Below are 26777 nucleotides of genomic sequence, written 5' to 3'. Positions count from 1 at the left end.
TCGCCGCATGCCGGGCGCCATGACGACATGAGCGCGCAGCGGCGGGATACCCCATCTCAGACACGGGGCGAAGACCCCAACTCATACTCCAGGAGACACATTATGAGCGCAGATGCGAAAACAGTCAGAAGAGTAGTCACCGCCTCCGTTATCGGGGCGACCATCGAATGGTACGATTTTTTTCTATACGGGGTCGTTGCCGGCCTGGTCTTCAACCACCTCTTCTTTCCGAGTGACGACGCCTATGTCGGCACGCTGCTCGCCTACGCCACCTTCGCAGTCGGCTTCGTTGCGCGGCCGCTGGGCGGCGTAATCTTCGGCCATTTCGGCGACAAGATCGGGCGCAAGAGCATGCTGGTGCTCACGCTGATCATCATGGGCGCGTCCACGGTAGCGATCGGCCTCATCCCCTCTTACGACAGCATTGGCATCTGGGCACCCATCCTGCTGTTGCTGGCTCGCATCCTGCAAGGCATCGGGCTGGGCGGCGAATGGGGCGGTGCCGTGCTGATGGCCTACGAATACGCCCCCAAGGAAAAGCGCGGCTTTTTTGCATCGTGGCCGCAGGTTGGCCTGGCCACAGGCCTGTGCCTGGCCTCGGGCGTGGTAGCGCTGTTGTCGGCCACACTCACTGACGAACAGTTCCTATCCTGGGGCTGGCGCCTGGCGTTCCTGCTCTCCGCCCTGCTGGTATTCGTCGGCATGTATATCCGCCTGACAATCAAGGAAAGCCCCGAGTTCGAGAAAGTGAAGCAGAAGAATGCCGAAAGCAAGATCCCCTTCGTCGACATGATCAAGCGCTATCCCGCCAACATCCTCAAAGGCATGGGCGCGCGCTATATCGACGGCGTGTTCTTCAATATCTTCGGCGTGTTCATCATCAGCTACCTGACGTCTACACTGCATCTGACCCGCACCGAGGCGTTGACGGGCGTGATGGCGGCGGCGATCGTCATGTGCTTCACCATCCCTTTCTTCGGCGCACTGTCAGACCGCCTGGGCCGCACTCGCGTGTACTTCTGGGGCTCGCTGATCACAGGGCTGTCGTCGCTGCCCGCGTTCTGGCTCATCACCACGCACAGTGACAACATGATGGTGATCTGGCTGTCCATCATCATCCCGTTCGGTATCCTGTACGCATCGGTGTACGGCCCTGAGGCTGCGTTGTTCTGCGAGTTGTTCGACACCGATGTGCGCTACACCGGCATTTCGTTCGTGTACCAGTTTTCGGGCATCTTCGCCTCGGGCATCACGCCGATGATTGCCACTGCGCTCATGCACGCCAACGACGGCCAGCCCTGGCTCGTCGCGGCGTACACCGTGATTGTCGGGGTCATCTCGGCAATCAGCGCGGCAGCCATGAACCGCAAGACGCCGTACGGCAAGACAAGGCTGCAAACGCTGTAAGACACGCAGGCGCGGCAAAGCCCGCGCCCGCTTCGCCTTCGCCTTCGCCTTCGCAAAGGGCGTTACGCCCGGTGCCACTGCTGGTACAGCCAGGCGTGTTGGCTGCAAACAAAAAAAGGGCCTTTCGGGCTGCCGCACAGGCACCCGAAAGGCCGCTTCAGCTCAAACCTTATTTTGCGGCCTGTTCGCGCCATCGCGCGACAAGCTGACGCAGTTCGCGCCGCACCACCTTGCCGGTGGTCGTCATGGGCAGCTCTTCCACAAAGTACACTTCGCGCGGGTACTCGTGTGCAGCAAGGCGCGTCTTGACGTGATTCTGGATCTCTTCGCGCAATGCAGCATTGCCGCGCACCCCATCCTGCGGCACAACGATCGCCACCACGACCTCGGTGCGCTGCGCATCGGGCGCGCCTACCACTGCCACCATCTTCACGGCCGCGTGCTGCAGGATGCAGTCTTCGATCTCCCCAGGGCCGATGCGGTAGCCCGCTGAGGTGATCACATCGTCAGCGCGACCCACGAAATGCACGTAGCCGTCGGCGTCGATCTGACCCGTGTCGCCAGTTACCAGCCAGTCGCCAATAAACTTGCCAGCCGTGGCCTTCTCATTGTTCCAGTAGCGCAAGAACATGACGGGATCGGGACGCTGCACCGCGATATGGCCGCTCTCACCCGTCGGCAGCACCTGCCCCGCATCGTCGATGATGGCAAGCCGGTGCCCCGGCACCGCCCGCCCGATCGCGCCAGGGCGCACCGGCATCAGGTCTGCACACGACGACACCGTCATATTGCATTCGGTCTGGCCATAGAACTCATTGATGGTCAGCCCGAACGTGCGCCGCCCCCAATCCAGCAGCTCGGCACCCAGTGATTCGCCGCCGCTGGCCACTGAACGCAAGCGGTACGACCAGCGCGTCTCAGGATTGGCCACGCTGCGCATCATCTTGAGCGCTGTGGGCGGCAAAAATGTATTGCGCACGCCGTAGTCCTGCAACAGCTGGAACGCAGCTTCTGGCGTGAATTTCTGGAACCGGTGCGCCACCACCGGTATGCCGTGATGCCAGGCCGGCATCAACACGTCCAGCAGCCCGCCTATCCAGGCCCAGTCTGCCGGTGTCCACATGCGGTCGCCTTCATGGGGAAACAGATTGTGCGAGATTTCCACGCCGGGCAGATGCCCAAGCAATACACGTTGCGCATGCAGGGCTCCTTTGGGCTGCCCCGTCGTGCCCGACGTATAGATGATCAACGCGGGATCGTCCGGTGTCGTTGCAGCCAACGTCAGGTCGTCGGACTGGCGCGCGAGTTCGCGATGCAGATCCTGCGTGCCTGCCTGCGCACCGTCAATCGTGAAGATCACACCCAATTCGGGCAGTTGATCGCGGATGCCGGCGAGCTTTGCAGCGCCTTCCGCGTTGGTGATCACCGCGCGCGCGCCGCTGTCGCCCACCCGGTATTGCAGGGCCTCGGCACCAAACAACGAAAACAGCGGGATCGCAATACACCCTGTTTTGTAGCAGCCAATATGAGCGAAAGCAGTTTCAGGCGCCTGGGGCAGCAGGATGCCGACCCGGTCGCCCGGCCGCACGCCGTTTGCCATCAGCAGATTGCCGAAACGGTTGGCCTGCTCGTTGATCTGGCCGAAAGAATAGTTGTGCGCGGCGCCCTGGGCATCGATGAACACCAGGGCTAGACGCCCGTGGTCGCGTTCGGCCCATTTGCCACAGGCATCGTGCCCCATGTTGTAGCGTGGCGGGATGTCCCACCTGAAGCGCTCACAGGTATCCTGATACGTGGCGGGGTTGGAGGGCAGCATAGTCGGGACTCCTCACTGATGTATAGATCGTTATGTTGCCCAGTATACGCCCGCCGTTTTTGCCGCAGCCCGCACCGCGTGCGTCGGCGATTTCCCTGTATACGCCTCGCCTACGCCCGTGCGCGCACGGCCAGGAACCGGCGCATGATACCCACTGAATACACGCTGGCGACCTGCTCCAGGAAGGCGTTGAAATCCAGTCCGGCCTCGTCGTCGGCGCGGTCTGAAATCGTACGGATCACTGCAAAGGGCATGTCGTATTCGTGGCATATCTGCGCCACTGCGGCGCCTTCCATTTCCACACACAAGGCATCGGGCAGCATGGCGCGCAAGGTGGCCACCTCGCCCGAATCGCTGACAAAGCGGTCGCCGCTGACGATCATGCCCCGATGCACCCGCGGACGCCGCAGCCTGAACTGCGTACACACACGCGGCCCGGCATGTACCATGAAGTCGTCGTCCAGATAGGTCTGCGCGCTGGCTGCCAGCAGCGCCGACATACCCGCATCGGCATTGAACCGGCTGCACCCAAGCAAAGGGATTTCAAAGCGCGGGAAGAGCGGCCGCGCGTCCATGTCATGCTGCAGCAGGCTGTCCGCCACCACCACATCACCGACATTCAGGTGCGAGGCCACAGCACCCGCCAGGCCGGTGAACACCAGCGCGCCAACGCCAAGTTCGCGAATCATCGTAACGGTGGTGGCCGCAGCCGCCACCTTGCCGACCCGAGCCAGCACGGCCACACAATCATGCCCATCGAGCCGGCCCAGGTAATAGTCGCGCCCGCCTATGGTCAGCATACGCGAATCGGGCCCCATCACAGCCAGCAGTTCCGCCAGTTCGCCATGCATCGCAGCGATGATCCCTAACGGCTTCATCATTCAAATACTCCCGCTTTTTCAATGAAGCGGATTTAACCATATCGGGCAAACCCTAGCGTGCGCAACAAGCCGTCGAGCATGCGGGGTCTTTATACTTGACGGGATAAACAGGCAAACGGGAGACCGCCCACTATGGCAAGCACACAAACGCTCGATTTTCTGCAGGCGTTTTCAAACGACCATGGCGAGGTCATCGCCCTGCGCGACGACCATACCGATGTCACCTACGGCGAATTGGCGACGGCCGTACGCGCCTTGGCGGTGGCCATCCAGACCAAAGATCCAACCCCGGGGTCGCCCGTTGCCCTGTGCGCAACACCAGGCCTGGAATACCTGCTGAGCGTACTGGCCATACAGGCCGCAGGCAAAACCCTGCTGCCCCTGGACCCTCAAGCGGATACCGACACCCTGCACGACCTGCTCAATGCGTCCGTGCCCGCCATGCTCATCACCGACGATAACGGCCAAGCTCGCATCAACGCTGATGACGACTACATGATTCTGTTCTCGCAGTTCGAAGGCTTGGTCCGCACCTACCGCGACCGCACTCTGCAAGCGCCAGAGGCGCCAGAGGCGCCCGCCCTGACGTGACCACGATCACCCCGCGTGCATGATCATCGCCTTGACATGAGTGTCACCTTGACATGATCGTCGCCTCGATGTCATCACACCGTGATCGTCAACGCCCCCCCTTTCCCCCCCTATAATGGCAAGCCCTGAAACCTCATACCCTTATACGGAGTCACTATGTCGGGCAATACACAGGACGACCTCGGAAAGTTGCTGCTGCGCCTCACCGTCGGCATTCTGTTTCTGTTTCACGGTTTCGCCAAACTCACCAAGGGGGTCAGCGGCATCGAAAGTATGGTGGTGGCCAACGGCCTGCCTGCCTTCGTGGCGTGGGGCGTCTATCTCGGTGAAGTCATTGGCCCGATCCTGGTCATCCTGGGCTTCTATACCCGCCTGGGCGCCCTGCTGATCGCCATCAACATGCTGTTCGCCGTCGCCCTTGCACACACGGGCCACCTGGCCGAATTTACCGCCAACGGCGGCTGGCGCCTTGAGCTGCAGGCTCTGTTCCTGTTCGGGGCCCTGGCAATCTCGCTGATGGGAGCCGGGCGCTTCAGCCTGGGCGGGCAAGGCGGCCGCTGGAACTGAACGGCGCAGCAGCCCACAGCGGCAAGGTCCGGCAACACGCTCCGGGCCTCATAAGCAGCCGCCACGCTGGCGCCCTTACGGCGCCAGCAGTTGCCAGGCCAGCCTCGCGGCAACGCGAGCGGTGTGGTTGTCGATATCGAAGTCGGGGTTGATCTCCACAATATCGGCAACCCGCATTTTTCCACTTTGTTTCACGCGGCAGGCCAACGCCTCGATCACACTGAACGGGACGCCGAACGCCGCCGGCGCCGATACGCCCGGCGCCACCGACGCCGGCAACACGTCGAGGTCTATACTCAGGTAGACATCGCCGGCCCGCGCAAGCAGCGTGTCGAGGTCGGCCAGCCGGTCGGCAAGATGCCGCTCCTGCAGCACGGTGTCTTCGAAGAACACGGTTCCCAGTTCGCGGGCGTGGGCAAACAGGCCTGCAGTATTGCCCAGCCGCGACACACCAAAGCAGGCATATGTCACGGGCAAGCCCCGCTGCCGGCATGCCTCCAGGATTTGATCAAAGGGTGTGCCCGAACTGCCTGGACGGCTGCTTCGCAGATCAAAGTGCGCATCCAGGTTCACAATCAACAGCGGCTTGCTATCGTCGCCGCGCTGATTCGCCGCCCGTTCAGCCAGGAATGCGTCCAGCCCCTGAAACGTGCCCCACGCGGTTTCGTGCCCGCCGCCCAGGATCAGCGGGCGGGCGCCGGCAGCCAACACGCCGGCCACGCGGCGACCCAGCTCAGCCTGCGCGGCCTCCAGCGCATCGCCTTCGCAATGCACATCGCCAGCGTCCCACAACACACTGAGGTCGTGCGCCGGCAGGCCGGCCATCATGGCCCGGATTGCCTGCGGCCCTTTGCGCGCGCCGACACGGCCTTTGTTTCGGCTTACGCCTGCATCGCTGGCAAAACCCAGCAGCACGGGATCGTCAGCGCCAAAACTGGCGCTGCGCGGACGGACGACCTGAAATAGCCTACGCGTGTCGCCCTGCTCCGCAGCGTCGTCGCGGCCCCGCCATACTGTATCCACCGTACTCATACGTCCTGTGTCTCCTGCTTGAGCACAGCCTGCAGAAAGCTGCGCGTACGCGCCTGCGCGGGGTTGGTGAAGATAACGTCGGGCGGGCCGGCCTCGATAATGCCGCCGCCATCCATGACAACCACCGTATCAGCCATCTCGCGGGCGAAGCCCATTTCGTGCGTCACCACCATCATCGTCATCCCTTCTTTGGCGAGCAGCTTCATGACGCTCAGCACCTCGCCGACCAGTTCGGGATCAAGCGCCGATGTGGGCTCATCGAACAGCATGACCTGGGGCGCCATGGCTAACGCCCGCGCAATCGCCACGCGCTGCTTCTGCCCGCCGGAGAGGCTGGCCGGCATGGCCTCGGCCTTGGCCGACAGCCCCACTTTGTCCAGCAGCGCCATGGCCTGCTCGCGCGCCGCGGACGCGCTAAGCCCTTTGAGCGTGCGGGGCCCGACCGTGATGTTATCCAGCACTGAGAGGTGCGGAAACAGGTTAAAAGACTGGAACACCATGCCCACCTGCATACGCAGCGCATTCAGATCGCGCTCGCCCAGCATCCTTCCCTCGTCGAGCAGTCGCTGGCCGCAGATGTCGATAGTGCCGCGCTGGGCGACCTCGAGCCCATTGCAGCAGCGCAGCAAGGTGCTTTTGCCCGAACCGCTTGGGCCGATCACCACCACCACTTTTGACTTGTCGATCTCGAGGTCTACCCCCTTCAGCACCTCATGGTTGCCATAGGCCTTGTGCAGCCCCTTGATCAGAATCATGGCCTGGCCGTTCGTCGCCGTATTACTCATTGCACCATCCCTCCCGCCTTCATGCGCAGCTCTACATTGCGCAGCACGATTGTCACGAACGTCGTCATCAGCCAATAAATGACCGCAATCACCAAATAGATTTCCAGCGAGCGGTAGGAAACACTGATAATCTTCTGCCCTTCGTGCATGAGGTCGTGGATGGTCAGCAGCGACACCAGCGCCGAGTTCTTGATCAGCGAAATGAACTCGTTGCCCAGAGGCGGAATCATGCGCACAAACGCCTGCGGCAAAATAATCTTGAACATGGCTTGCCGCGAGGACATGCCCAGCGAACGCGCAGCCTCCATCTGGCCGCGATCCACCGACTGTATTGCCCCGCGCACAATCTCGGATACATACGAGGCCGAATACATGCCCAGGCCCAGCATCCCGCAGGCAAAGGCCGGCAGCAAAATGCCAAAGCGCGGCAGGCCGAAGAACCAGATGAACAGCTGCACCAGCAGCGGGGTGCCGCGAAAGGCCGACAAATACACGCTGCTCAGGCCATACGCCAGCTTGCGCTCGGGATTGAGACGGCCTATGCCAATCAGCAGCCCCAGCAGACAGGAGAGAACCAGTGCGCTCACCGTTACCTCGACGGTCACGGTGGCACCGCTGAGCAGCGCCCGCCAATCCGCATACGCGGGCGTGAAATCAAAGTTCATTATTTCTTGCCTTCAAACCATTTATCGACGATCTTCTGGTACTCGCCGTTTTCCTTCAGGCGCTTGATCGCCGCATTGAATGCGCTGACGAGCTCGGGCTTGCGCTTGTCGACCGCAATACCGTAGGCCTCCGTCGTGATCTGCTCGTCCAGCACAACGAGGGCTGGATGGGCTTGGGCGTAGAGCTTGGCCGCCGGCTTGCCGGTGACGGCTGCGTCGGCCCGACCCACACCCACCAGGTTGAACATTTCTTCGTTCTTCTCGACCTCGACGCGCTGCACCTTGGGATAATGCTCCTGCAGATAGCCCACCGACTTGGTACCCACCTGCACCGACACACGCTTGCCGTCCAGGTCTTTCAGTGTCTTGATCGGGCCGTCCTTGCGGGTGAGCACAACCAAGCCGCCGGCGTAATACGGGTCGGTGAAGTCCACGACTTGCTTGCGCGCGTCGGTGATGTAAATCGCCGATACCGCCGCATCGGCACGGCCGGAGATGATCGCAGGGATGAGGCCCTTGAAATCGATATCCGTCCAGGCGATCTGCTTGCCCATTTCCTTCATCAAGGCTTCCGTCAGCTCGATATCAAAGCCAGTGCGCTTGCCGTCCCGGGTGAATTCCATAGGTGGAAAGGTGGGGTCGGTCACGATGCGTACCGTGTCCGCTGCAAGGCTGGATGCGGCAAAACCGCTCGCGGAAATCGCGAGAAGCACCGCCATGAGAGTTTTGCGTGACGCCATGACATACTCCTTCGTTAGATAACGATTCAAAGGCTTTGCAGCCGAGAAGAAACACGCGCGGCAATTGCGGTTGTCATATCGACGAACTGCCGCTCGCGATTGTGAACTCTGGTGGTAGGCGCCATGAGCGTGATAACCGCCGCCGCATGGTTGAATTGCTGGAACACGGGGGCGCTGATACCCCATACCCCTTCATCCACTTCGCTGTCTGTGATGCAGTACCCCTGTGCACGTATCTGCCGCAGCACATCCTTGAGCGCCGGTAGCTCCGGCGGCGCGATCAGGCGGTCGCGCTCAAGATTGCGCAGCACCAACGCCTGCTTGTCGGCCTCCATGAAGGCCAGCAGTGTTTTGGCGGACGCGCCCTTGCATAAGGGAAGCCCCCGCCCTTTTACGAACGAACAGCGCAAAGAACTGGGGCTCTCGACCATATCCAGGCAAACCGCCTGATTGTTCACCGCTGTCAACAGCCCCACGGATTCGCCCGAGTTGCGGGACAGCGCCTCAAGCTCACCATGGGCTTGCTGGATCAGGTACGACGACTGATCGAACCCCCATGCCAGCGGCAGGCACATCGGCCCAGGCAGGTACACGCCATTGCTTTCCATGATGAAGCCCCAGCGCTTTAGCAGTGCAAGCTGCCTATAAAGCGTGCTTTTGCTCAACCCCGTCTCGGCCATCAGCTCGGCAGGCGTGACGGACCGTTCGAGCCTGGCAAGCGTTGCCAGCACAAACAGTACGCGGTCAGCGCCCCCCTTGGGCGAACGTTCGTCGGACATGGAAAACAACCATCAAACAGATCACGCGCACACTGTAATATTTTTTCCCACAATCAAGGAATTCAATTCCCAAAATACGGGAAAAACAGGAAAAACCCTAAGCAGTGGCTCCGGCTCAAACCCCACATCTCTGCGCTGATTGAAGCGGCTGAACTCGGACAAGTTTGGGTATTAACCAACTTTGCACAGTTGGGCGGTCATGGTTCAAGGGCGTGGCCGGTGCCAAATCGGCACTTGATCCGCATGTCGCGGCTTCCGTCACGCCGTACGTCATACGGGATCTGCCCGACCTGGACTTGACTGTGACGAGCGTAATCACCGTGACACCCGAGCGCACCTTCTGAGACAAGGCCATGATTTTGCACGGGCTACGCCAGTGGCGTGACCGTCGCGGTGGGCTACGACACGGCGGACAGCGTGTCTCACGTCACTACGATGACGTGCAACAGCTGATGCAGACGCCGTTGGCGGCCGCCTGACAGGAGGATTGCGTGCTGGCGACCGACTGCGCGGGGGCGATCACAGCCGCGGGGGCGACTGCGCTTGCCCGGCCAGACGGCCGGTGCTCAGCCGAAGCGGCCGGTGATGTAGTCTTCGGTTTCTTTGCGAGCGGGCTTGACGAAGATCTGGTCGGTTTCGCCAAATTCCATGAGCTGGCCCAAGTACATATAGGCCGTGTAGTCGGAGCAGCGCGCGGCCTGCTGCATGTTGTGCGTCACGATAACGACGGTGTATTCAGACTTGAGTTCGGCGATCAGCTCTTCGATCTTGGCCGTGGAGATCGGATCCAGTGCCGAACAGGGCTCGTCGAGCAACAGTACCTCGGGTTTGATGGCCACCCCTCGTGCGATGCAAAGGCGCTGCTGCTGGCCACCCGACAGGCCGTTGCCGCTCTGGCCCAGCTTGTCTTTTACTTCGTTCCATAGCGCGGCCTTGGTCAATGCCCATTCGACGCGCTCGTCCATTTCACCCTTGCTGAGCCTTTCGAACAGGCGTACGCCAAAAGCAATGTTGTCGTAGATGCTCATGGGGAATGGCGTAGGCTTCTGGAACACCATGCCGACCTTGGCGCGGATCAGCGAGATATCCATGCGCGAAGTGAGCAGGTTTTCACCGTCGAGGTTGATCTCACCCTCGGCGCGCTGGCCCGGGTATAGCTCGTACATGCGGTTGAACGTGCGCAACAAGGTGGACTTGCCGCAGCCCGACGGGCCAATGAAGGCAGTGACCTTGTTTTCGGCAATTTTCAGGTTGACGTCTTTGATGGCGTGAAAATTGCCGTAGTAAAAGTTGAGGTTGCGCACCTCGATCTTCGTACGTTCAGCGTGTTGGGTCGTTTGCATGGTGAAATCCTGGCCGGCGCAATGCCCCGGCCGAAGCGTGTTTATATTACTTGCGGAACAGGCTGCGGGCAGCGATATTGATGCCCAGCACCAGCAGCGTGATCATGACCGCACCCGCCCAGGCGAGGCGGTTCCAGTCTTCGAACGGGCTCGCCGCATACTGGAAGATTACGACCGGCAGGTTGGCCATGGGAGCGTTCATGTTCCAGGACATAAACTGGTTGTTGAGCGCGGTGAACAGCAGCGGCGCGGTTTCGCCCGAAATACGGGCGATGGCCAACAGCACCCCGGTGATGATGCCGGATCGCGCCGCGCGGTAGCACACGAACATGATCACCCGCCATTTCGGGCAACCCAGCGCCGCAGCGGCTTCGCGCAGGCTGTTGGGCACCAGCTGCAACATGTTGTCGGTAGAGCGCACCACCACCGGGATCACCAGGATGGCCAGCGCGAAGGCGCCCGCCCAGCCGGAATAGTGACCGACCTGTGCCACATAAACAGCGTAGATAAACAGGCCAATAATGATGGATGGCGCGGACAGCAGCACATCGTTCAGGAAGCGGGTAGCGGGTGCAAGCCAGCCGCGCTGGCCGTATTCGGCCAGATAGGTACCCGCCAGCACACCGATGGGCGTGCCGATGGCTGTGGCGACCGCCGCCATCAGTACGCTTCCGATGATGGCGTTGAGCAGGCCGCCGCTTACACCAGGCGCCGGCGTGGATTCGATCACCAGCGACAGCGACAGTGCATCGGCGCCCTTGAACAATAAAGTCAGGATGATCCAGAACAGCCAGAACAGGCCTGTGAGTACCATGACGCCGGACAGGAAAAGCATGAAGCGGTTAAAACGCTGGCGGCGCCTGTACAGCGGATTGCGGGTGTTGACGACGGATTCGGTATTGAACATGAATAAACGCCCGGCTAGTGGGAGGTACCCTCGTTCTTGCCCAGGCGAAGCAGCAAAAGCTTCGAGAACGCAAGCACAACAGTGGTGATCATGAATAGAATCAGGCCCAGTTCGAGCAGGGCTGCTTTTTGTATCCCGCCCGCTTCGTTGAATTCGTTGGCCAACGCCGAGGCGATCGAATTGGACGGCGAGAAAATGGATTCGGGCAGGTTGAACGCGTTGCCGATCACGAAGGTGACCGCCATGGTTTCACCCAGCGCCCGGCCGAGCCCCAGCATGATGCCGCCGATCACACCCGACTTGGTGTACGGCAGCACAACCTTCCAGACCACTTCCCAGGTGGTGCTGCCCAGACCGTAGGCGGATTCTTTGAGCATGGGCGGCACAAGCTCGAAAACGTCGCGCATTACGGCGGCGATGAAGGGAATCACCATGATGGAGAGAATCAGCCCCGCGGTGAACACGCCGATACCGAACGGCGGGCCGGCAAAGATTTGCCCCAGCACAGGGATGCCATCAAACAGATTGATGACATGGGGTTGTATGTATTCTTGGAACAGCGGCACAAAGACGAACAGGCCCCACATGCCATAGATGATGGAGGGGATGGCGGCCAGCATCTCGATGGCGGTGCCCAGCGGGCGGCGCAGCCAGGTGGGCGCAAGCTCGGTCAGGAACATAGCGATGCCGAAGGACACCGGCACCGCGATCGCCAGGGCAATGAGCGATGTGGCCAGCGTGCCCACCACGGGCACCAGGGCGCCGTAAACGTTCTGCACCGGATCCCATTCGTTGGTCCAGAGAAATGAGATGCCGTGCGCGGAGATGGATTCGCGGCTGCCGTAGACCAGCGAAACCATGATAGCCCCCAGCAGGATGAAAACCAGGAACGCAAAGGTACGCGTAAGACCGCTGAACACCGAGTCCATATACGCGTTGCGATTATCTTTCATGTGCGTTTTCTTATTTGGCTGAGGGCCACTACAAAAATACCGATGTAACAAAGGGCGGATGCCCTGGGCGGAGACGCCCGCTACCGCCCAGGGCGCATTTTTACATAACAATGACGGCGCCGTCATCCGGCGCCGTCTGCCACCTTCAGGCGATGATCTGCCTGTTATTTCCAGACTGCAGCGCCATCAGCACCCTTGATCTCCGCTTTCCAGCCAGCAGCGATCTGCTCGGTGACGTTGTCGGGCATCGGCACATAGTCGAGCTCCTGTGCCAGCTTGTCGCCGTTCTTGAACGCCCAGTCGAAGAACTTCAGGACCTCAAGGCCGGTTTCAGGCTTGTCCTGCTTTTTGTGCACCAGGATGAAGCTGGCCGAGGTGACGGGCCATGAGTCGGCACCCGGCTCGTTGGTCAGCACCACGCCCATGCCCGGCGCGCTCTTCCAGTCGGCGTTGGCGGCTGCGGCGGCAAAGGCTTCCTGCGAAGGCTGCACGAACTTGCCGTCCATGTTCTTGAGCTGCGTCCAGGCCAGGTTGTTTTGCTTGGCGTAGGCGTACTCGACATAACCGATGGAATTCTTCAGCTGGCGAACGTAGGCGGCGACGCCTTCATTACCCTTGCCACCCTGGCCGGTGGGCCATTTTACCGCTTTACCTTCGCCGACTTTTTCTTTCCACTCAGCGGACACTTTGGACAAGTAGTTGGTCCACCCAAAGGTGGTGCCCGAGCCGTCCGAACGGTGCACCACGATGATGGAAGCACTGGGCAGCTTCAAATCGGGGTTCAGGGCCTTGATGGCGGCGTCGTCCCACTTCTTGATCTTGGCCAGGAAGATGTCGGCCAGCACTTCGCCAGACAGCTTCAGTTCACCCGGCTTGATGCCCTCGACGTTGATGACGGGCACCGTGCCGCCAACAATGGCCGGGAACTGGAACAGCGCGTTCTTTTCCAGCGCATCGGCCTTCATCGGATCGTCCGACGCGCCGAAATCGACCGTCTTGGCGATGATCTGCTGCTGGCCGCCACCCGAACCGATGGATTGGTAGTTCACGCGATTGCCGGTTTCCTGCTGGTACTGAGCGGCCCACTTGGCGTAAATAGGATACGGGAACGAAGCGCCCGCGCCGGTGATGTCGGCAGCGTGCGCGGCCACCGAGGCCGCGGCGAAGGCAACACCGAGCGAAACTTGAACAACAACGCGTTTGAACATGGAAAAGTCCTCTGATTTTGCAACTGACTGGTACAGGAAAGCCCTGCTCAGCCGAAATATTAAGCATGCAATATGACATGTTCGTGACAGGACGACGCTGTGTCTGCGATACAACCGTTACCGGTTAGCGACAGCCGCATCCGCCAGCAAGCCGCAGGCCTGCCCCGCCCCGGTTTTACGGCCTGTGGCGGCGCTGTACGCACACAGCACCAGACCGGAGGCATCCCAGACATCAACCCAGGCGCCGCACCAGTTCGTCGTGCAGGTTGACGTGTGCCCCACGCCCCACAACGCGCGTATAAGTGCCGTCCGGCAATGCGCGCCAGGCCAGCACATTGTCGCGCAGCGCAATGGTGAACGATTCAGCGATCACCCGGCGCTTGAGTGCCTTGTCCTGCACCGGGAACGCAACTTCGACACGGCGGAAGAAATTACGGTCCATCCAGTCGGCGGAAGAAAGATACACATGCTCCTCGCCGTCGGCGTAGAAGTAGAAAACCCGCGAGTGTTCCAGAAAACGGCCCACGATCGACCGCAGGCGGATGTTGTCCGACAAACCGGGCACCCCCGCCCGCAAGGCACAGGCGCCACGGACGATGAGATCGATTCTCACCCCCGCCTGGCTGGCCTGGTATAGGGCCGAGATGATGTCAGGCTCGAGCAGCGAGTTCATCTTTGCCATGATGCGGCCCTTTCGGCCCGCCTTCACATTGCTCATTTCGGCCTGGATCATGGCCATCATGGTTTCATGCAGCGAGAAAGGCGACTGCAGCAACAGCTTTAGTGGCCGTCGCGCGCCCAGGCCGGTGAGCAGATGGAATACTTTGTCCATGTCTGCGCATAGCTGCTGATCCGCCGTCAGCAGCCCAAAATCGGTATAAAGGCGCGCAGTGCGAGGGTGGTAATTGCCCGTACCCAAGTGCCCATAGCGCCGGATCAAGCCTTTTTCACGCCGCAGCACCAAGGCCATCTTGGCGTGGGTCTTGTGGCCGACGACACCGTAGCTGACATGCGCGCCCACTTCTTCAAGGCGGGCAGCCCAGTTGATGTTGGTCTGCTCATCAAAGCGGGCCATGAGCTCTACCACCACCGTTACCTCTTTGCCCGCCCGCGCGGCGCTGAGCAGGAGCGCCATCAGCTCGGAGTCTTCACCCGTACGGTAAATGGTCTGCTTGATGGCGACTACGGCGGGATCCGCGGCTGCGGCGGTCAGGAAGTTCAGCACGGGCTGGAACGACTGATAAGGGTGATGCAGCAGCCTGTCCTGCTCGCTGAGTGCGGCAAACAACTGCTCTGGATCGTCGCCCACTTCGTCGAACGGCGCGGGCATATGGGGGCGGTGTGGCGGAAAGAGCAGATCCGCCCGATCCACCACATTGCACAACTGCATCAGCCTCGATAGATTCACAGGCCCGCGCACCCGGTAAGTATCATGCGGCTTGAGCTGGAACTCTTGCTGCAGGAAAGCTTCCAGGTCGGCCGGCATGGTGTGGTCGATCTCCAGCCGCACCGCAGCGCCGAAGTTGCGCTGTGATAGCTCGCCCTGCAGCGCCTGGCGCAGATTGGTAATTTCTTCCTCATCCACGAACAGATCGCTGTTTCGGGTGACGCGCCACTGGTAGACGCCCTTGACATCCAGGCCGGGAAAAATATCGCCCACAAAAGCGTTGATCAGCGCAGACAGCAGAACATAGCCATGAGGAATGCCCGAAATCTCGTTGGGCACCCGTGTGATACGCGGCAGAGCCCGCGGTGCCTGCACGATGGCGATCGAGGCGCGCCGCCCAAAGGCGTCTTGCCCGGCCAGCGACACAATGAAATTGAGGCTTTTGTTGAACACCCGCGGAAACGGATGCGCCGGATCGAGCCCGATCGGTGTCAACATGGGCATGACCGAACGGTTGAATTCTTCATGCGCCCACTCGTACAGCTCTTCCGTCCAGGCAGCCGGCTCCATCAGGTCAATGCCCTGCGCCCGCAGGCTGGGCAATACATCCCGCACGAGCAGCGCGTTCTGGCGCTCAACGAGTTCATGCGTGGCCTGCTGCACGCATTCGAAGGCTTCGGCTGGCGTCATGCCATCCTGCCCAACTGTATTCGGCGTCTGGCGCTGCTGTTCCTTCAAGCTCGAAATCCGGATCTCGAAGAATTCGTCGAGGTTGGCGCTAACAATGCATAGGTAGCGCAGCCGCTCGAGCAAAGGCGTATCCGGACGCTCCGCCATCGCCAATACGCGTTCGTTGAATTTGAGCAGGGAAAGTTCGCGATTCAGCAGCAATGGAGTGGGCGCATCGGCAGGCATAGGAGATTCCGAATAAAACAGGCGATACTTTTACTGCAATAAAATGACGGTTCAATGACAGCACACACCATAGCAATGACCATGGCGCGGACGGCTGAAAAATAAATACCCAACGACCTCACAGATACTATATAAGTATTGGCCGCAGTACAAAATCACGGTGTCGCCCGGCGGCAACTATAATCTCCGGGTAACCACACACAGGCACATACCGGATGGATCAATTACTTGCCGCCGTTGACCTGGGCTCGAACAGCTTTCGGCTCTCCATTGGCCGCGTCATCCAGCAGAACGGCGTCGCACAGATCTACGCAACCGACCGCCTGAAGGAGTCGGTCAGATTGGCAGCCGGCCTGGGCGAGCGCAATATCATCGACACCGCGGCCATCGAACGCGCAGTAACCGTCCTGAAGCGTTTCGGCGAGCTCCTCGCGGGCTTTCATCCCAACCGTGTGCGGGCAGTCGCCACCAATACCTTCCGCGTGGCCCGCAACGCCGCAGAGGTCGTGCGTCATTGCGAACAGGCGCTGGGCTTCCCCATCGAAATCATCGCCGGCCAGGAAGAGGCCCGCCTGATCTACTCCGGCATCAGCCACGAGCTGCCGCCATCCGACAACCAGCGCCTCATGATAGACATCGGCGGCGGCTCCACCGAGTTCATCATCGGCAGCGGCTTCACGCCCACCCACCTGGCGTCGCTCAGCATGGGTTGTGTCAGCTTCACGCAGCGCTTTTTCCCTGACGGCCGCATCACAGCGGCACGCATGAACGAGGCGCTGCTCGCTGCGCGGCGCGAGGTCGAGCGTATTTCCCGCCAGTACCGCCAAGCGGGCTGGGAAGAAGCATACGGTTCGTCGGGCACGGCCAAGGGCCTGATCGCAGTGCTTGAAGAGGGTGGGATGTCACGACGGGGCATTACCCAGGACGGCCTGGAATTGCTCAAAGAAAAGCTCATCCGCGACGGTCGCGTCATCATGGAAGAACTGCCCGGCCTCAAGCACGACCGCTCGCTGGTGCTCGCCGGCGGGTTGGTCATCATGCTGGCAGCCTTCCGCGAACTAAAAATAAAAGGCATGGCGGCGGGCGAAGGCGCCCTGCGCATGGGTGTGCTGTACGATCTCGTCGGCCGAGACTCCCAGCAAGACAAGCGCGACGAAACCGTTCGCCAGTTCATGAAGCGCTATCACGTCGACACACGCCAGGCGCAACGGGTAAAAACGCTGGCGCTTACGCTGCTGCGCCAGCTCGACCTGCCCGATACGCCCGAAAACCAAGAACTCGCCCGCTTCGTCGGCTGGGCGGCTGAGCTGCACGAAATCGGCATCAGCATTACGTTTGCCGACTACCACAGGCATTCTGCTTATATTCTCGAACACGCCGACATGCCCGGTTTTTCGAACGACGACCAAATGGTGCTGTCACGCCTGGCGCTGGGGCATCAGGGCAAGCTTTCCAAAATGCGGCAATTCGAACCCACGCGCGCCCGATGGCTGGCGCTGTTCAGCCTGCGCATCGCGGTATTGCTGCTGCGGCGCCGCGATCGTCACGACGACATCCCCGTCAGCCTATCGGCAAAGGGCAAGCAATTACGCATCATGACAGAAAAGCATTGGCTGGCCCGTCATCCGCTGTCGGCGTATGCGCTACAGAACGAGGTCAAGGAATGGACCAAGCAAGGCTTCAAGTGCGAACTCGTTGCAGCCTGATGCCGACACGGGCGCAGCAGGCGAAGAAGGCGGCGCGCGCCACAGCCTGACGATAACGGTTATGGTGATGGCGTGGGCCTTGCCAACGCCAGTGCCGCGCACTGCTTTCAGGACATGCCGAAGTGGCGGCGGTAGCGGTCGTCCATAGTGCCGATATCCAACAGCACCGGGAAATCCGCCGTGTTGAAGTCTGGATCCCAGGCGGGCTCGCCGCAGATCTGGGCACCTACATTGAGATACCCCTTGATGAGCGGCGGCACCCGCGCAGGCAGCGTATGAGCCAGGCGCTCAACGGGATAGCGATGCAGCGGCACCACGCGCGGCAGATCTTTATTGGCGGCCAGGGCCTTGCTGGCGCGGCGCCACACTTCGGCCGCCGTCACGCCGTCGTCGCGCAGGCTGACGCTGGCACAACCGAGCAGATGACGAAAACCGTGCTGGCGCATCACACTGGCAATGCCCGACCACAACAACATAATGACCGTACCGTTGCGGTAGTCGGGGTGGATACATGAGCGGCCGAGCTCGACCAGATTGTGGCGCAGGTTGCCCAGGCCGGAGAGATCGAATTCGGACTCGGAGTAGTAGCCACCCGCCTTGACTGCGTTAGTGGGCGTAAGCAGCCGGTAGGTGCCAACCACCCGGCCCGTGGTTTCTTCGCGCACCATGAAGTGGTCGCACCATGGATCGAAGCGGTCGGCATCGACACCATTGGCGGCCTCTGGAAACACGGCGTTCATTTCCTCGGTAAACACCTGGAACCGCAGCCGTTGTATGGCTTCGAGCTCTTCGGGATTGCGAGCGAGCCCCACCGTCAATGCCGATTGCGCCGTGCTGTCCCACGCAGGGTTGCGCGAGGCATCGGGAGTAAAACGATCAAGTTCTAACATGCGGGTAGCTCCAGAAAGAGGCCCTCAGTGTGCACGCATGATGTTGCAGGTATTTGTCTGCTACGTTACCCGTTTGTTAAATCCACCGCAAGCAATTGCCGAACGCCATTATCGGCCAGTGCGGCGTCTTCGGCTTCGACCATCAGGCGCAATTTCGGCTCGGTGCCCGATGCGCGGATCAGCACCCTGCCCCGCTCTCCGAGTTGGGCCTCCACCTTGGCACGCGCATCGCGCAGACCGGCGTGGTGCTGCCAATCGATGCCTGGGGTGAGCGGCACGTTGACCATTTTTTGCGGATACATCTTGAGGTCATTCAAGAGTTCGGCGAGGCCCTTGCCACTGCGGCGCATGGCGGTAAGCACCTGCAGCGCGGCAATGATGCCGTCGCCCGTCGTATGGCAATCGAGGCACAGAAGATGGCCCGAACTTTCGCCGCCGTACAGCCAACCGCGCTGCTGCATGCTTTCGAGCACATAGCGGTCGCCCACCTTGGCGCGGTCGAAGCCGATGCCCAGATCCTTCATCTGTTTTTCGAAGCCGAAGTTGGTCATCAGTGTGCCGACCACCCCTTCGACCGGGCGCTGCGTCATGCGATCGCGCACAATCACGTAGAGCAGTTCGTCGCCATTGAAGAGACGCCCCTCGCTGTCGACCATTTGCAGGCGATCGGCATCGCCGTCCAGCGCAATACCCAGGTCTGCGCCGCGCGCCCGGACTTCATCGGCCAAATGATCGGGGTGCATGGCGCCTACCCCGTCGTTGATGTTGAAACCATCCGGCTTGCAGCCTATGGCGTGCACTTCGGCGCCCAACTCGCGGAACACGTGAGGCGCGATGTTGTAGGCAGCCCCATGCGCAGCGTCGACCACGATGGACAGCCCTGACAGATCGAGCTCGTTGGGAAAGGTGCTTTTGCAGAACTCAATATAGCGGCCCTGCGCGTCTTCCAGGCGACGCGCGCGGCCCAGTGCATCCGAACTCACGCAGTTGAGCGGCTCGTCGATGGCCTGTTCAATCTCGGCCTCAATCTCGTCGGGCAGTTTCATGCCCCGCGCCGAAAAGAACTTGATACCGTTGTCCTGAAAAGGGTTGTGCGAAGCGCTGATAACAATACCCGCTGTGAGGCGCAGGGCACGCGTAAGATAGGCGACCGCGGGCGTGGGGACCACACCCGCCAGCAGCACATCAACGCCAGCCGCGGAAAGGCCAGCTTCGAGGGCGGACTCAAGCATGTAGCCCGACAGGCGAGTGTCTTTGCCGATAACCAAGGTGGGCCGGCCGCGCTCACTCGGGTGCTTGCGAGCCAGCACGCGGCCTGCGGCATAGCCCAGCCGCAGGGCAAATTCCGCATTGATTGTCGGGCCGCCCACTTCGCCGCGTACGCCATCGGTGCCAAAATACTTGCGCTCTGTCATGAAATCGCTCCAGTAAGCCGCGGCCGCGGGGCCGGGCAGGAAATATCAGGAAGAAAGGCCGGCTTGGACAGCGTGCCACACCTTGAGGGCATCGGCTGTAGCCGCCACATCGTGCACCCGCACGATGCGCGCCCCGCGCGCCACGCCGGCCAGCGCGGCGGCAATGCTGCCCGCCACGCGGCCGGCAGGCTCACGGCCAACGACATGGCCGATCATCGATTTTCGGGATACGCCGATCAGCCAGGGCAGCCCCTGGGCATCAATGGCGTCGAGTTCGCGCATCAAGGTGTAGTTCTGTTCCGCTGTCTTGCCAAAGCCAAAACCCGGATCGAGCACAATGCGCTCGCGCCCAATCCCGGCCAGCAACAGTGTAGCCACACGCTCGTGCAAAAATTGTTGTACTTCGCGTACAACGTTTTCGTAATGTGGCGCGTTCTGCATCGACTTGGGCTCGCCCTGCATGTGCATGACGCACAGGCCGCAACGCGAGCCCGCCACGGCCTCGATAGCGCCAGGCTGCCGGAAGCCATAGACATCGTTGATCATGTCGGCACCCGCATCAAGCACGGCGCGCATGACTTCAGGCTTGAACGTATCGACCGACAGCGGCTTGCCGCTGTCACGCAGTGCCTTGATGACCGGCAGAACACGCGCGAGCTCATCGGCCACACTGACCGGCGCTGCGCCGGGGCGCGTGGATTCGCCGCCGATATCGAGCATGTCGGCCCCCTGCGCGATCAAGTCGAACGCATGCCGGACGGCGGAGTCGGGATCGGGATGGGCATTGCCATCGGAGAAGGAGTCAGGGGTGACATTGACGATCCCCATGACCAAAGGGCGCTCGAGCCCAAGCTCGAAGCGCCCACAAAGCACGGTGTTACTCATTCGTGAAGGTGTTTACTGTTTTTGAAACGCCAACCCAGGTGTCAGACCGGCGTTGCCGCCGTGTCGCCACCTGCCGAGGATACGCCGGCGGGCGGCGTGCGATCGGATGTATCGTTGCCCGAAGAAGGCGGCTGCGGCGCACGCGGCGGACGACCTTCCATGATGTCCTGGATCTGGTCGGCATCAATGGTTTCCCATTCGAGCAGCGCCTTGGCCATGGCTTCCATCTTGTCGCGGTTCTGCTCAATGATGTTGCGCGCCACGTTGTACTGCTCGTCGATGATGCTGCGGATCTCGTGGTCCACCTTCTGCATGGTGGCTTCGGACACGTGCGTGGTCTTGGTGACGCTGCGGCCCAGGAACACCTCGCCCTCGTTTTCGGCGTACACAACAGGACCGAGCGAATCAGTCATACCGTAACGTGTAACGATGTCGCGGGCGATAGCCGTCGCGCGCTCGAAGTCGTTAGACGCACCCGTGGTCATCTGGTGCATGAACACCTCTTCGGCGATACGGCCGCCGAACAACACTGCAATGGTGTTGAGCAGGCGTTCTTTATCCATGCTGTAGCGATCACCCTCGGGCAACTGCATGGTGACGCCCAACGCGCGGCCGCGCGGGATGATGGTGACCTTGTGCACAGGATCAGTCTTGGGCAGCATGCGTGCGACAAGCGCGTGGCCAGCCTCGTGGTAGGCCGTGTTGCGGCGCTCTTCCTCGGGCATGACGATGGAGCGGCGCTCGGCGCCCATAATGATCTTGTCCTTGGCCTTTTCGAAGTCGCTCATGTCGACCGTACGGCCGTTGCGGCGCGCGGCGAACAAGGCAGCCTCGTTGACCAGGTTGGCGAGATCGGCGCCAGAAAAGCCCGGCGTACCACGCGCCAGCACCATGGCATCAACGTTAGTGGCCAGTGGCACCTTGCGCATGTGCACCTTGAGAATCTGCTCGCGGCCACGGATATCGGGCAGCGATACCACAACCTGGCGGTCGAAGCGCCCCGGGCGCAGCAGCGCGGGGTCGAGCACATCGGGGCGGTTGGTGGCGGCGATCACCAATACACCCTGGCCGGTTTCGAAGCCGTCCATCTCGACCAGCAACTGGTTCAAGGTTTGCTCGCGTTCGTCGTTGCCGCCGCCCAGGCCAGCACCGCGTTGGCGGCCAACCGCATCGATTTCATCAATGAAGATAATGCAAGGTGCTTGCTTCTTGGCGTTCTCGAACATGTCGCGCACGCGGGCAGCACCCACACCCACGAACATTTCAACGAAGTCGGAACCAGAGATGCTGAAGAAAGGCACCTTGGCTTCGCCCGCGATGGCCTTGGCCAGCAAGGTCTTACCGGTACCGGGCGAGCCCACCATCAGCACGCCGCGCGGAATACGGCCACCCAGGCGCTGGAACTTCGTGGGGTCGCGCAGGAAATCGACCAACTCCTGGACGTCCTCTTTGGCTTCGTCGCAGCCGGCGACGTCGGCGAAGGTAACGTTGTTGGTGTTTTCATCGAGCATGCGCGCGCGCGACTTGCCGAAGCTGAAGGCACCGCCCTTGCCGCCGCCCTGCATCTGGCGCATGAAGAAGATCCACACCCCGATCAACAGCAGCATCGGGAACCAGGAAACAAACAGGCTGGTGAGGAAGGAAGGCTCTTCGCGCGCCTTGCCCGACACCTGCACGCCGGATTTGACGAGCTCAGGCACCATCCAGAGGTCGCCAGGCGACGTCAGGCTGTACGGCCGGCCACTATCGGGCGTGACATACAGGGTGTCGCCCTGAATATCAACTTTACTGATCCGCCCCGCCTGCGCGTCAGTCATGAACTGGGTGTAGGTAACGGTATCAGTGGTGGTGGCGCGCCCGTCGAACTGTTTGAAAACAGTGAACAGCACCAGCGCGATCACCATCCAGATCGCCACCTTGGAAAAAGAGTTGTTCAAAGCCAATCTCCTACTTGTAATTCCAGCTTGCCACAGCCCCGCGCATTACGGCAGCCAAACAAGTATGTCAATAAATTCATTCTACCTGATAGAAGGAATCGTGGTTGGTAACAACCCGGCCCTGAGACCAGGAATTTGGGCATTTATTTCTTCAGGTTACGCGCGACGAGGAAAGTTTCGGAAGACTTGCCCCGCGATGCTTTTGGTTTGCGTTCAACCACCTTTTGAAACTGGCGTTTGAAGGATTCGACAATCTGCGAAAACCCGCTGCCGTGAAACGCTTTGACAATCAAGGCGCCTTCGGGCTTTAGGTGCTGGCTGGCAAAATCGAGCGCCAGATCACAGACATGCTGGATCCGGGCCGAATCGGCCGACCCCACACCTGATAAATTGGGGGCCATGTCGGAAATTACAAGATCCACTTTTTCGTCGCCGACAATATCCTGGAGCCGCTGCAATACTTCATCTTCACGGAAATCCCCCTGAATAAACTCAACGCCGGAGATTGGTTCCATGGGCAGGACATCCAGGGCGATAATACGGCCTCGCACCACCCCGCCGGGCCCTACCAGGCGTTCGCGCGCCACCTGCGACCAACTGCCGGGCGCCGAGCCCAGGTCGACCACAATATCGCCCGGTTTCATTAGTTTCTCTGAGTCGACGATTTCCAGCAGCTTGAATGCCGCCCGCGCCCGGTAACCCTTTTGTTGCGCCATTTTGACGTAAGGGTCATTAATATGCTGTTGTATCCAGTCTTTAGAGAATTTTTTCTTGGCCATTCCCGTACAATTCCACCATGCCTAAACTCGACATTTCCCCCCAGCAGCGCAGTAATTTGCGCGCCGCGGCACATCCTTTAAAACCGGTGGTCCTTATCGGGGATCGCGGCCTTACCGATGCTGTCCTGAAAGAAATAGACGTCAATCTTAACGCCCATCAGCTCATCAAAGTGCGCGTCTCGGGCGACGACCGTGACGCGCGGGTCGCCATCTATGATGCGATCTGCGACGCGCTGTCGTGTGCGCCCGTGCACCACCTGGGCAAAATACTGGTGCTTTACCGCCCCGACGAAGAGGTGCAGCGCGCCCGCGCCGCGGCCGAAAACGCCACCCGGGCGGTGCGCAAGGCGTCCGACCCCTACACGCCCAAGAAACAGGCCGCCGAAGGTGGCAAACGCACACGCAAAACCGAAAAAGCGCGCCGCGCCGTCAGCCGTGCCGAGAAACCCGCCACGCCGGCCGCCACTGCAGCCCCGCGCGCGCGCGGCGCCGCTTCGCGCACGGGTACGGCTGGCGCAGCCAAACCAGCGCACGGTGTCCCGCGCCGCAGTGGCAGCGCGCTGTCGCTGCGCGCAGGTGCCCGCCGCAGCGTGCGCGGCAAACGCTAAGCGGCAAAAGCAGCAAACGTCTGCACCGCGTCGGCCGCCTGCTCGCCTGGGCGGCCGTTTCGCGCCGCACCCGTTTTGTGCTGCACCGCAGGGCCCTTGGCATGCGCCGCGGCGAGGCCTTGCTGCCTGGCCGCCACGCCAGCCCGCCCCTCCGCCGCACCAGCACTCAGCACTCAGCACTCAGCACTCAGCACTCAGCACTCAGCACTCAGCACTCAGCACTCAGCACTAACCCTGAGCATTCAGCACGCCAATAATCCAAAAACAGATGCCTTCATAAAAGGCAAGAGACCCCAGGCATTCAACTACCTGAGGTCTCTTTGTATTCATGCCGTAGATACGGCCCCGAATATTTATCCGGATGCGGCGAACCCTGATCTGGATCCCGCGCCAGGCCGACGCCCCCACGGAGCGGCCGCACGCCGCGCGGCGCCTGTTTACTGGTAGCTGATCGCCAGCACTTCGTACTCGCGCACACCAGCAGGCGCCTGCACTTCAACGACATCGCCCTCCATCTTGCCGATCAGCGCGCGCGCCACCGGGCTGGAGACGGAAATGAGATTGGAACGGATATCGGCCTCGACGTCGCCAACAATCTGGTAGGTGACGCGCTCGCCCGACTCCAGATCCTCGATCTGGACGGTGGCGCCGAACACGGCCTTGCCTTCGGAGTCGAGCGCTTTCGGATCAATGATCTGGGCATTGGACAGGGTGCCTTCGAGCTCGCGAATACGGCCCTCGACGAAAGCCTGGCGCTCACGCGCGGCATCGTACTCGGCGTTTTCGGAGAGGTCGCCCTGCGCGCGCGCCTCGGCAATGGAATTGATGATTTCGGGCCGCTCGACCGTCTTGAGACGGTGCAGTTCCGCTTGCAAGCGCTCAGCGCCGCGGGCTGTCAACGGTATCGCAGACATAGTTATCCTGATTCAAAAAAGTAAAAGACGCCCCTGGCATGGAGCGCCTGAGCAATCGAGTGAATGGGCCCGCCGTCAGACGGCTGGGAGAGTGAAGCGAGATCGTTGCTGGATTTTTATGGGTGTAGCAACAGCGTTCAACTCAAAATAAAACCCCGGCCTGGGTCCAAACCGGGGATATGTATGCATTGTCGGCAAGTTTTGAGAAAAAAGCAAGCCCTGGCCGATTCGCGCGGGCGCGATCAGGCGGGTGCGCCGCGCCGGTTCAGCAGGGCATACAAGATAATGGCGCCGAAGGTGGCGGTGCCAATGCCGTCCAGCTTGAACAGCCCCAGTTGCACTGAAAAATTGCCCGCGCCCAGCACCAGCGTCACGGCAGCCACAATAAGGTTGCGGTTATCGGCAAAATCAACCTGATTGACGACCCAGATGCGCGCACCCGCGATGGCGATCAGGCCAAATACCACGACCGACATGCCCCCCAGCACCGGGCCTGGGATGGCCTGGATGACCGCGCCGAACTTGGGTGAGAAGCCGAGACCGATGGCGATGACGGCGGCAATCACGAACACCAGTGTGGAATAGATTCGGGTAACCGTCATGACGCCAATGTTTTCGGCATAGGTGGTAACACCTGTGCCGCCTACCGCGCCCGACACCATGGTTGCCACGCCGTCGCCGACAAACGCGCGCCCCAGATAGCTGTCCAGGTTGCGGCCTGTCATGGCGGCCACCGCCTTGATATGACCGAGGTTCTCTGCCACGAGAATAATGGCAACCGGCACGATAACGCTGATGGCATGCGGTTGGAAAACCGGGGCGTGGAATGTTGGCAGGCCCAACCAAGGCGCGGCCGCCACTGCGGAGAAATCGATGGGCTTGCCCATCCCCAGGCCATTGGTAAGCACAGCGTAAATAATACAAGCCAGCAACAGCCCCACCAGGATGAGCAGGCGCTGCATGGCGCCGCGCGCGTAGACGGCGATGCCGCCCACACACAGCACGGTAACCAGCGCCATGATCGCTTCGAATGTGGAGCCGCCCATCGCCCCCTTGGCGGCAATGGGTGCCAGGTTCAGCCCGATCACTGCCACGATGGCGCCGGTGACAACTGGCGGCATGAGCTTGTTGATGCGCACCGCCGCCCCACCCGAGCGCGCGTCCATCCACCACACCAGCAAGCCAATCAAGGTATAGGCCAGGCCGCAAGCAATGATGGCGCCCAGCGCCACCCCGATATTGGCGTTGGGCCCCGCGCCGGCGTAGCCCGTGACTGCGATCACGCCACCAATGAACGCAAAACTCGACCCCAGGTAGCTGGGCACCCGCCCGCCCACGAACACGAAGAAAATCAGCGTGCCGATGCCGGACATGAGGATAGAAATATTGGGATCAAAGCCCATGAGTATGGGCGCCAGGATGGTTGAACCGAACATCGCCACCACGTGTTGCACGCCCATGGCGATATTCTGCGGCCAACCCAGGCGCTCATCGGGTTGAACCACCGTGCCGCTGGCCCCACCCTGCACCAGGCGCCAACGGGGAAAATAGGTTGAAGACATTGGGGTACCTTTTCTGAGACGGACGACGCCCTCCGTATGCCAATGGCTGAGGGCCAGCCGCGCATGCGCCATCCGCGGGTGTTTTTCTTCGAGGCGGAAGTTTAC

Annotated in this window: 24 protein-coding genes; 5 read left to right on the top strand and 19 right to left on the bottom strand. The window is 61.0% G+C overall.

Features of this window, described 5'->3' with window-relative positions:
- The first annotated feature begins 102 nt into the window (after positions 1-102).
- Positions 103-1407, top strand: coding sequence for an MFS transporter (locus tag LOL23_RS13540; RefSeq protein ID WP_160978880.1), 1305 nt, complete (start codon positions 103-105; stop codon positions 1405-1407).
- A 169-nt stretch (positions 1408-1576) separates the two neighbouring features.
- Here the strand turns inward: LOL23_RS13540 and LOL23_RS13535 are convergent, their stop codons facing one another.
- Positions 1577-3223, bottom strand: a complete 1647-nt coding sequence (locus LOL23_RS13535; RefSeq protein WP_237173740.1) for an acyl-CoA synthetase — start codon at positions 3221-3223, stop codon at positions 1577-1579.
- Positions 3224-3333: 110 nt separating this feature from the next.
- Positions 3334-4104: a 5'-methylthioadenosine/adenosylhomocysteine nucleosidase gene (locus LOL23_RS13530; protein ID WP_160978876.1), complete on the bottom strand. Its 771-nt coding sequence runs from the start codon at positions 4102-4104 to the stop codon at positions 3334-3336.
- Positions 4105-4236: 132 nt separating this feature from the next.
- On the opposite strand from LOL23_RS13530, the gene LOL23_RS13525 reads away from it, so the two are divergent.
- Positions 4237-4695 carry an AMP-binding protein gene (locus tag LOL23_RS13525; RefSeq protein WP_160978874.1) on the top strand — a complete coding sequence of 153 codons (459 nt, stop codon included), beginning with the start codon at positions 4237-4239 and terminating at the stop codon, positions 4693-4695.
- A gap of 156 nt (positions 4696-4851) precedes the next feature.
- Positions 4852-5262 (top strand): DoxX family protein, encoded by a 411-nt coding sequence (locus LOL23_RS13520; protein ID WP_160978872.1) that lies wholly within the window; start codon positions 4852-4854, stop codon positions 5260-5262.
- A gap of 75 nt (positions 5263-5337) precedes the next feature.
- Here LOL23_RS13520 and hutG read toward each other — a convergent pair whose 3' ends face one another.
- The 10 genes from hutG to ppk1 all read right to left on the bottom strand — a co-directional run bounded on the left by hutG (position 5338) and on the right by ppk1 (position 15976).
- On the bottom strand, positions 5338-6294 hold the full coding sequence (gene hutG, locus LOL23_RS13515) for a formimidoylglutamase (protein ID WP_160978870.1): 957 nt from the start codon (positions 6292-6294) through the stop codon (positions 5338-5340).
- Positions 6291-7079, bottom strand: a complete 789-nt coding sequence (locus tag LOL23_RS13510; protein ID WP_305072133.1) for an amino acid ABC transporter ATP-binding protein — start codon at positions 7077-7079, stop codon at positions 6291-6293. The genes hutG and LOL23_RS13510 overlap by 4 nt, the downstream gene beginning before the upstream one ends.
- A complete protein-coding gene (locus LOL23_RS13505) occupies positions 7076-7744 on the bottom strand; it encodes an amino acid ABC transporter permease (RefSeq protein WP_160978868.1) in 669 nt (222 codons plus the stop codon). The genes LOL23_RS13510 and LOL23_RS13505 overlap by 4 nt, the downstream gene beginning before the upstream one ends.
- Positions 7744-8463, bottom strand: coding sequence for a transporter substrate-binding domain-containing protein (locus tag LOL23_RS13500; protein WP_439652100.1), 720 nt, complete (start codon positions 8461-8463; stop codon positions 7744-7746). The genes LOL23_RS13505 and LOL23_RS13500 overlap by 1 nt, the downstream gene beginning before the upstream one ends.
- A gap of 47 nt (positions 8464-8510) precedes the next feature.
- Positions 8511-9263 carry an IclR family transcriptional regulator gene (locus LOL23_RS13495; RefSeq protein WP_237173738.1) on the bottom strand — a complete coding sequence of 251 codons (753 nt, stop codon included), beginning with the start codon at positions 9261-9263 and terminating at the stop codon, positions 8511-8513.
- 566 nt (positions 9264-9829) lie between these two features.
- Positions 9830-10606, bottom strand: a complete 777-nt coding sequence (gene pstB, locus LOL23_RS13490; RefSeq protein ID WP_160978862.1) for a phosphate ABC transporter ATP-binding protein PstB — start codon at positions 10604-10606, stop codon at positions 9830-9832.
- A gap of 46 nt (positions 10607-10652) precedes the next feature.
- Positions 10653-11513: a phosphate ABC transporter permease PstA gene (gene pstA / locus LOL23_RS13485; RefSeq protein ID WP_160978860.1), complete on the bottom strand. Its 861-nt coding sequence runs from the start codon at positions 11511-11513 to the stop codon at positions 10653-10655.
- Positions 11514-11527: 14 nt separating this feature from the next.
- Positions 11528-12466: a phosphate ABC transporter permease subunit PstC gene (gene pstC, locus LOL23_RS13480; protein WP_160978858.1), complete on the bottom strand. Its 939-nt coding sequence runs from the start codon at positions 12464-12466 to the stop codon at positions 11528-11530.
- A gap of 164 nt (positions 12467-12630) precedes the next feature.
- The gene (gene pstS, locus LOL23_RS13475) at positions 12631-13674 is read right to left on the bottom strand and encodes a phosphate ABC transporter substrate-binding protein PstS (RefSeq protein ID WP_237173737.1); all 1044 of its coding nucleotides are present in this window, start codon (positions 13672-13674) and stop codon (positions 12631-12633) included.
- A gap of 232 nt (positions 13675-13906) precedes the next feature.
- Positions 13907-15976, bottom strand: a complete 2070-nt coding sequence (gene ppk1, locus LOL23_RS13470) for a polyphosphate kinase 1 (protein WP_160978854.1) — start codon at positions 15974-15976, stop codon at positions 13907-13909.
- Positions 15977-16191: 215 nt separating this feature from the next.
- On the opposite strand from ppk1, the gene LOL23_RS13465 reads away from it, so the two are divergent.
- Positions 16192-17682 carry a Ppx/GppA phosphatase family protein gene (locus tag LOL23_RS13465; RefSeq protein ID WP_160978852.1) on the top strand — a complete coding sequence of 497 codons (1491 nt, stop codon included), beginning with the start codon at positions 16192-16194 and terminating at the stop codon, positions 17680-17682.
- Positions 17683-17789: 107 nt separating this feature from the next.
- On the opposite strand, the gene LOL23_RS13460 is transcribed toward LOL23_RS13465, so the two are convergent.
- The 5 genes from LOL23_RS13460 to LOL23_RS13440 form a co-directional block, all read right to left on the bottom strand.
- Positions 17790-18572, bottom strand: a complete 783-nt coding sequence (locus tag LOL23_RS13460) for a GNAT family N-acetyltransferase (protein WP_160978850.1) — start codon at positions 18570-18572, stop codon at positions 17790-17792.
- Positions 18573-18637: 65 nt separating this feature from the next.
- Positions 18638-19987, bottom strand: coding sequence for a phosphoglucosamine mutase (gene glmM / locus LOL23_RS13455; protein ID WP_160978848.1), 1350 nt, complete (start codon positions 19985-19987; stop codon positions 18638-18640).
- A gap of 45 nt (positions 19988-20032) precedes the next feature.
- Positions 20033-20872, bottom strand: a complete 840-nt coding sequence (gene folP / locus LOL23_RS13450) for a dihydropteroate synthase (RefSeq protein ID WP_237173736.1) — start codon at positions 20870-20872, stop codon at positions 20033-20035.
- Between the two features lie 41 nt (positions 20873-20913).
- Entirely contained in the window at positions 20914-22809 is a 1896-nt protein-coding gene (ftsH, locus tag LOL23_RS13445) for an ATP-dependent zinc metalloprotease FtsH (protein WP_160978844.1), read from the bottom strand.
- A 143-nt stretch (positions 22810-22952) separates the two neighbouring features.
- Positions 22953-23588: an RlmE family RNA methyltransferase gene (locus LOL23_RS13440; RefSeq protein ID WP_160978842.1), complete on the bottom strand. Its 636-nt coding sequence runs from the start codon at positions 23586-23588 to the stop codon at positions 22953-22955.
- Positions 23589-23605: 17 nt separating this feature from the next.
- On the opposite strand from LOL23_RS13440, the gene LOL23_RS13435 reads away from it, so the two are divergent.
- The gene (locus LOL23_RS13435; protein WP_160978840.1) at positions 23606-24196 is read left to right on the top strand and encodes a YhbY family RNA-binding protein; all 591 of its coding nucleotides are present in this window, start codon (positions 23606-23608) and stop codon (positions 24194-24196) included.
- A gap of 437 nt (positions 24197-24633) precedes the next feature.
- Here LOL23_RS13435 and greA read toward each other — a convergent pair whose 3' ends face one another.
- Together greA and LOL23_RS13425 are read right to left on the bottom strand one after the other, a co-directional pair.
- Positions 24634-25110: a transcription elongation factor GreA gene (gene greA, locus LOL23_RS13430; protein ID WP_160978838.1), complete on the bottom strand. Its 477-nt coding sequence runs from the start codon at positions 25108-25110 to the stop codon at positions 24634-24636.
- Positions 25111-25352: 242 nt separating this feature from the next.
- Positions 25353-26672: a solute carrier family 23 protein gene (locus tag LOL23_RS13425; RefSeq protein ID WP_160978836.1), complete on the bottom strand. Its 1320-nt coding sequence runs from the start codon at positions 26670-26672 to the stop codon at positions 25353-25355.
- Positions 26673-26777 lie beyond the last annotated feature (105 nt).

Source organism: Paracandidimonas lactea (assembly GCF_021653995.1).
GTDB classification, from domain to species: Bacteria; Pseudomonadota; Gammaproteobacteria; order Burkholderiales; family Burkholderiaceae_B; genus Allopusillimonas; species Allopusillimonas lactea.
Note: the sequence above shows the minus strand (reverse complement) of the source record. Positions and strands in the feature narration are given on the sequence as shown.

What these genes read in the sequence shown, in the direction of transcription:
- LOL23_RS13540 (WP_160978880.1), top strand. Translation starts at nt 103, where the DNA reads ATGAGCGCAGATGCGAAAACAGTCAGAAGAGTAGTCACCGCCTCCGTT.
- LOL23_RS13535 (WP_237173740.1), bottom strand. Translation starts at nt 3,223, where the DNA reads ATGCTGCCCTCCAACCCCGCCACGTATCAGGATACCTGTGAGCGCTTC.
- LOL23_RS13530 (WP_160978876.1), bottom strand. Translation starts at nt 4,104, where the DNA reads ATGATGAAGCCGTTAGGGATCATCGCTGCGATGCATGGCGAACTGGCG.
- LOL23_RS13525 (WP_160978874.1), top strand. Translation starts at nt 4,237, where the DNA reads ATGGCAAGCACACAAACGCTCGATTTTCTGCAGGCGTTTTCAAACGAC.
- LOL23_RS13520 (WP_160978872.1), top strand. Translation starts at nt 4,852, where the DNA reads ATGTCGGGCAATACACAGGACGACCTCGGAAAGTTGCTGCTGCGCCTC.
- hutG (WP_160978870.1), bottom strand. Translation starts at nt 6,294, where the DNA reads ATGAGTACGGTGGATACAGTATGGCGGGGCCGCGACGACGCTGCGGAG.
- LOL23_RS13510 (WP_305072133.1), bottom strand. Translation starts at nt 7,079, where the DNA reads ATGAGTAATACGGCGACGAACGGCCAGGCCATGATTCTGATCAAGGGG.
- LOL23_RS13505 (WP_160978868.1), bottom strand. Translation starts at nt 7,744, where the DNA reads ATGAACTTTGATTTCACGCCCGCGTATGCGGATTGGCGGGCGCTGCTC.
- LOL23_RS13500 (WP_439652100.1), bottom strand. Translation starts at nt 8,463, where the DNA reads ATGGCGGTGCTTCTCGCGATTTCCGCGAGCGGTTTTGCCGCATCCAGC.
- LOL23_RS13495 (WP_237173738.1), bottom strand. Translation starts at nt 9,263, where the DNA reads ATGTCCGACGAACGTTCGCCCAAGGGGGGCGCTGACCGCGTACTGTTT.
- pstB (WP_160978862.1), bottom strand. Translation starts at nt 10,606, where the DNA reads ATGCAAACGACCCAACACGCTGAACGTACGAAGATCGAGGTGCGCAAC.
- pstA (WP_160978860.1), bottom strand. Translation starts at nt 11,513, where the DNA reads ATGTTCAATACCGAATCCGTCGTCAACACCCGCAATCCGCTGTACAGG.
- pstC (WP_160978858.1), bottom strand. Translation starts at nt 12,466, where the DNA reads ATGAAAGATAATCGCAACGCGTATATGGACTCGGTGTTCAGCGGTCTT.
- pstS (WP_237173737.1), bottom strand. Translation starts at nt 13,674, where the DNA reads ATGTTCAAACGCGTTGTTGTTCAAGTTTCGCTCGGTGTTGCCTTCGCC.
- ppk1 (WP_160978854.1), bottom strand. Translation starts at nt 15,976, where the DNA reads ATGCCTGCCGATGCGCCCACTCCATTGCTGCTGAATCGCGAACTTTCC.
- LOL23_RS13465 (WP_160978852.1), top strand. Translation starts at nt 16,192, where the DNA reads ATGGATCAATTACTTGCCGCCGTTGACCTGGGCTCGAACAGCTTTCGG.
- LOL23_RS13460 (WP_160978850.1), bottom strand. Translation starts at nt 18,572, where the DNA reads ATGTTAGAACTTGATCGTTTTACTCCCGATGCCTCGCGCAACCCTGCG.
- glmM (WP_160978848.1), bottom strand. Translation starts at nt 19,987, where the DNA reads ATGACAGAGCGCAAGTATTTTGGCACCGATGGCGTACGCGGCGAAGTG.
- folP (WP_237173736.1), bottom strand. Translation starts at nt 20,872, where the DNA reads ATGAGTAACACCGTGCTTTGTGGGCGCTTCGAGCTTGGGCTCGAGCGC.
- LOL23_RS13440 (WP_160978842.1), bottom strand. Translation starts at nt 23,588, where the DNA reads ATGGCCAAGAAAAAATTCTCTAAAGACTGGATACAACAGCATATTAAT.
- LOL23_RS13435 (WP_160978840.1), top strand. Translation starts at nt 23,606, where the DNA reads ATGCCTAAACTCGACATTTCCCCCCAGCAGCGCAGTAATTTGCGCGCC.
- greA (WP_160978838.1), bottom strand. Translation starts at nt 25,110, where the DNA reads ATGTCTGCGATACCGTTGACAGCCCGCGGCGCTGAGCGCTTGCAAGCG.
- LOL23_RS13425 (WP_160978836.1), bottom strand. Translation starts at nt 26,672, where the DNA reads ATGTCTTCAACCTATTTTCCCCGTTGGCGCCTGGTGCAGGGTGGGGCC.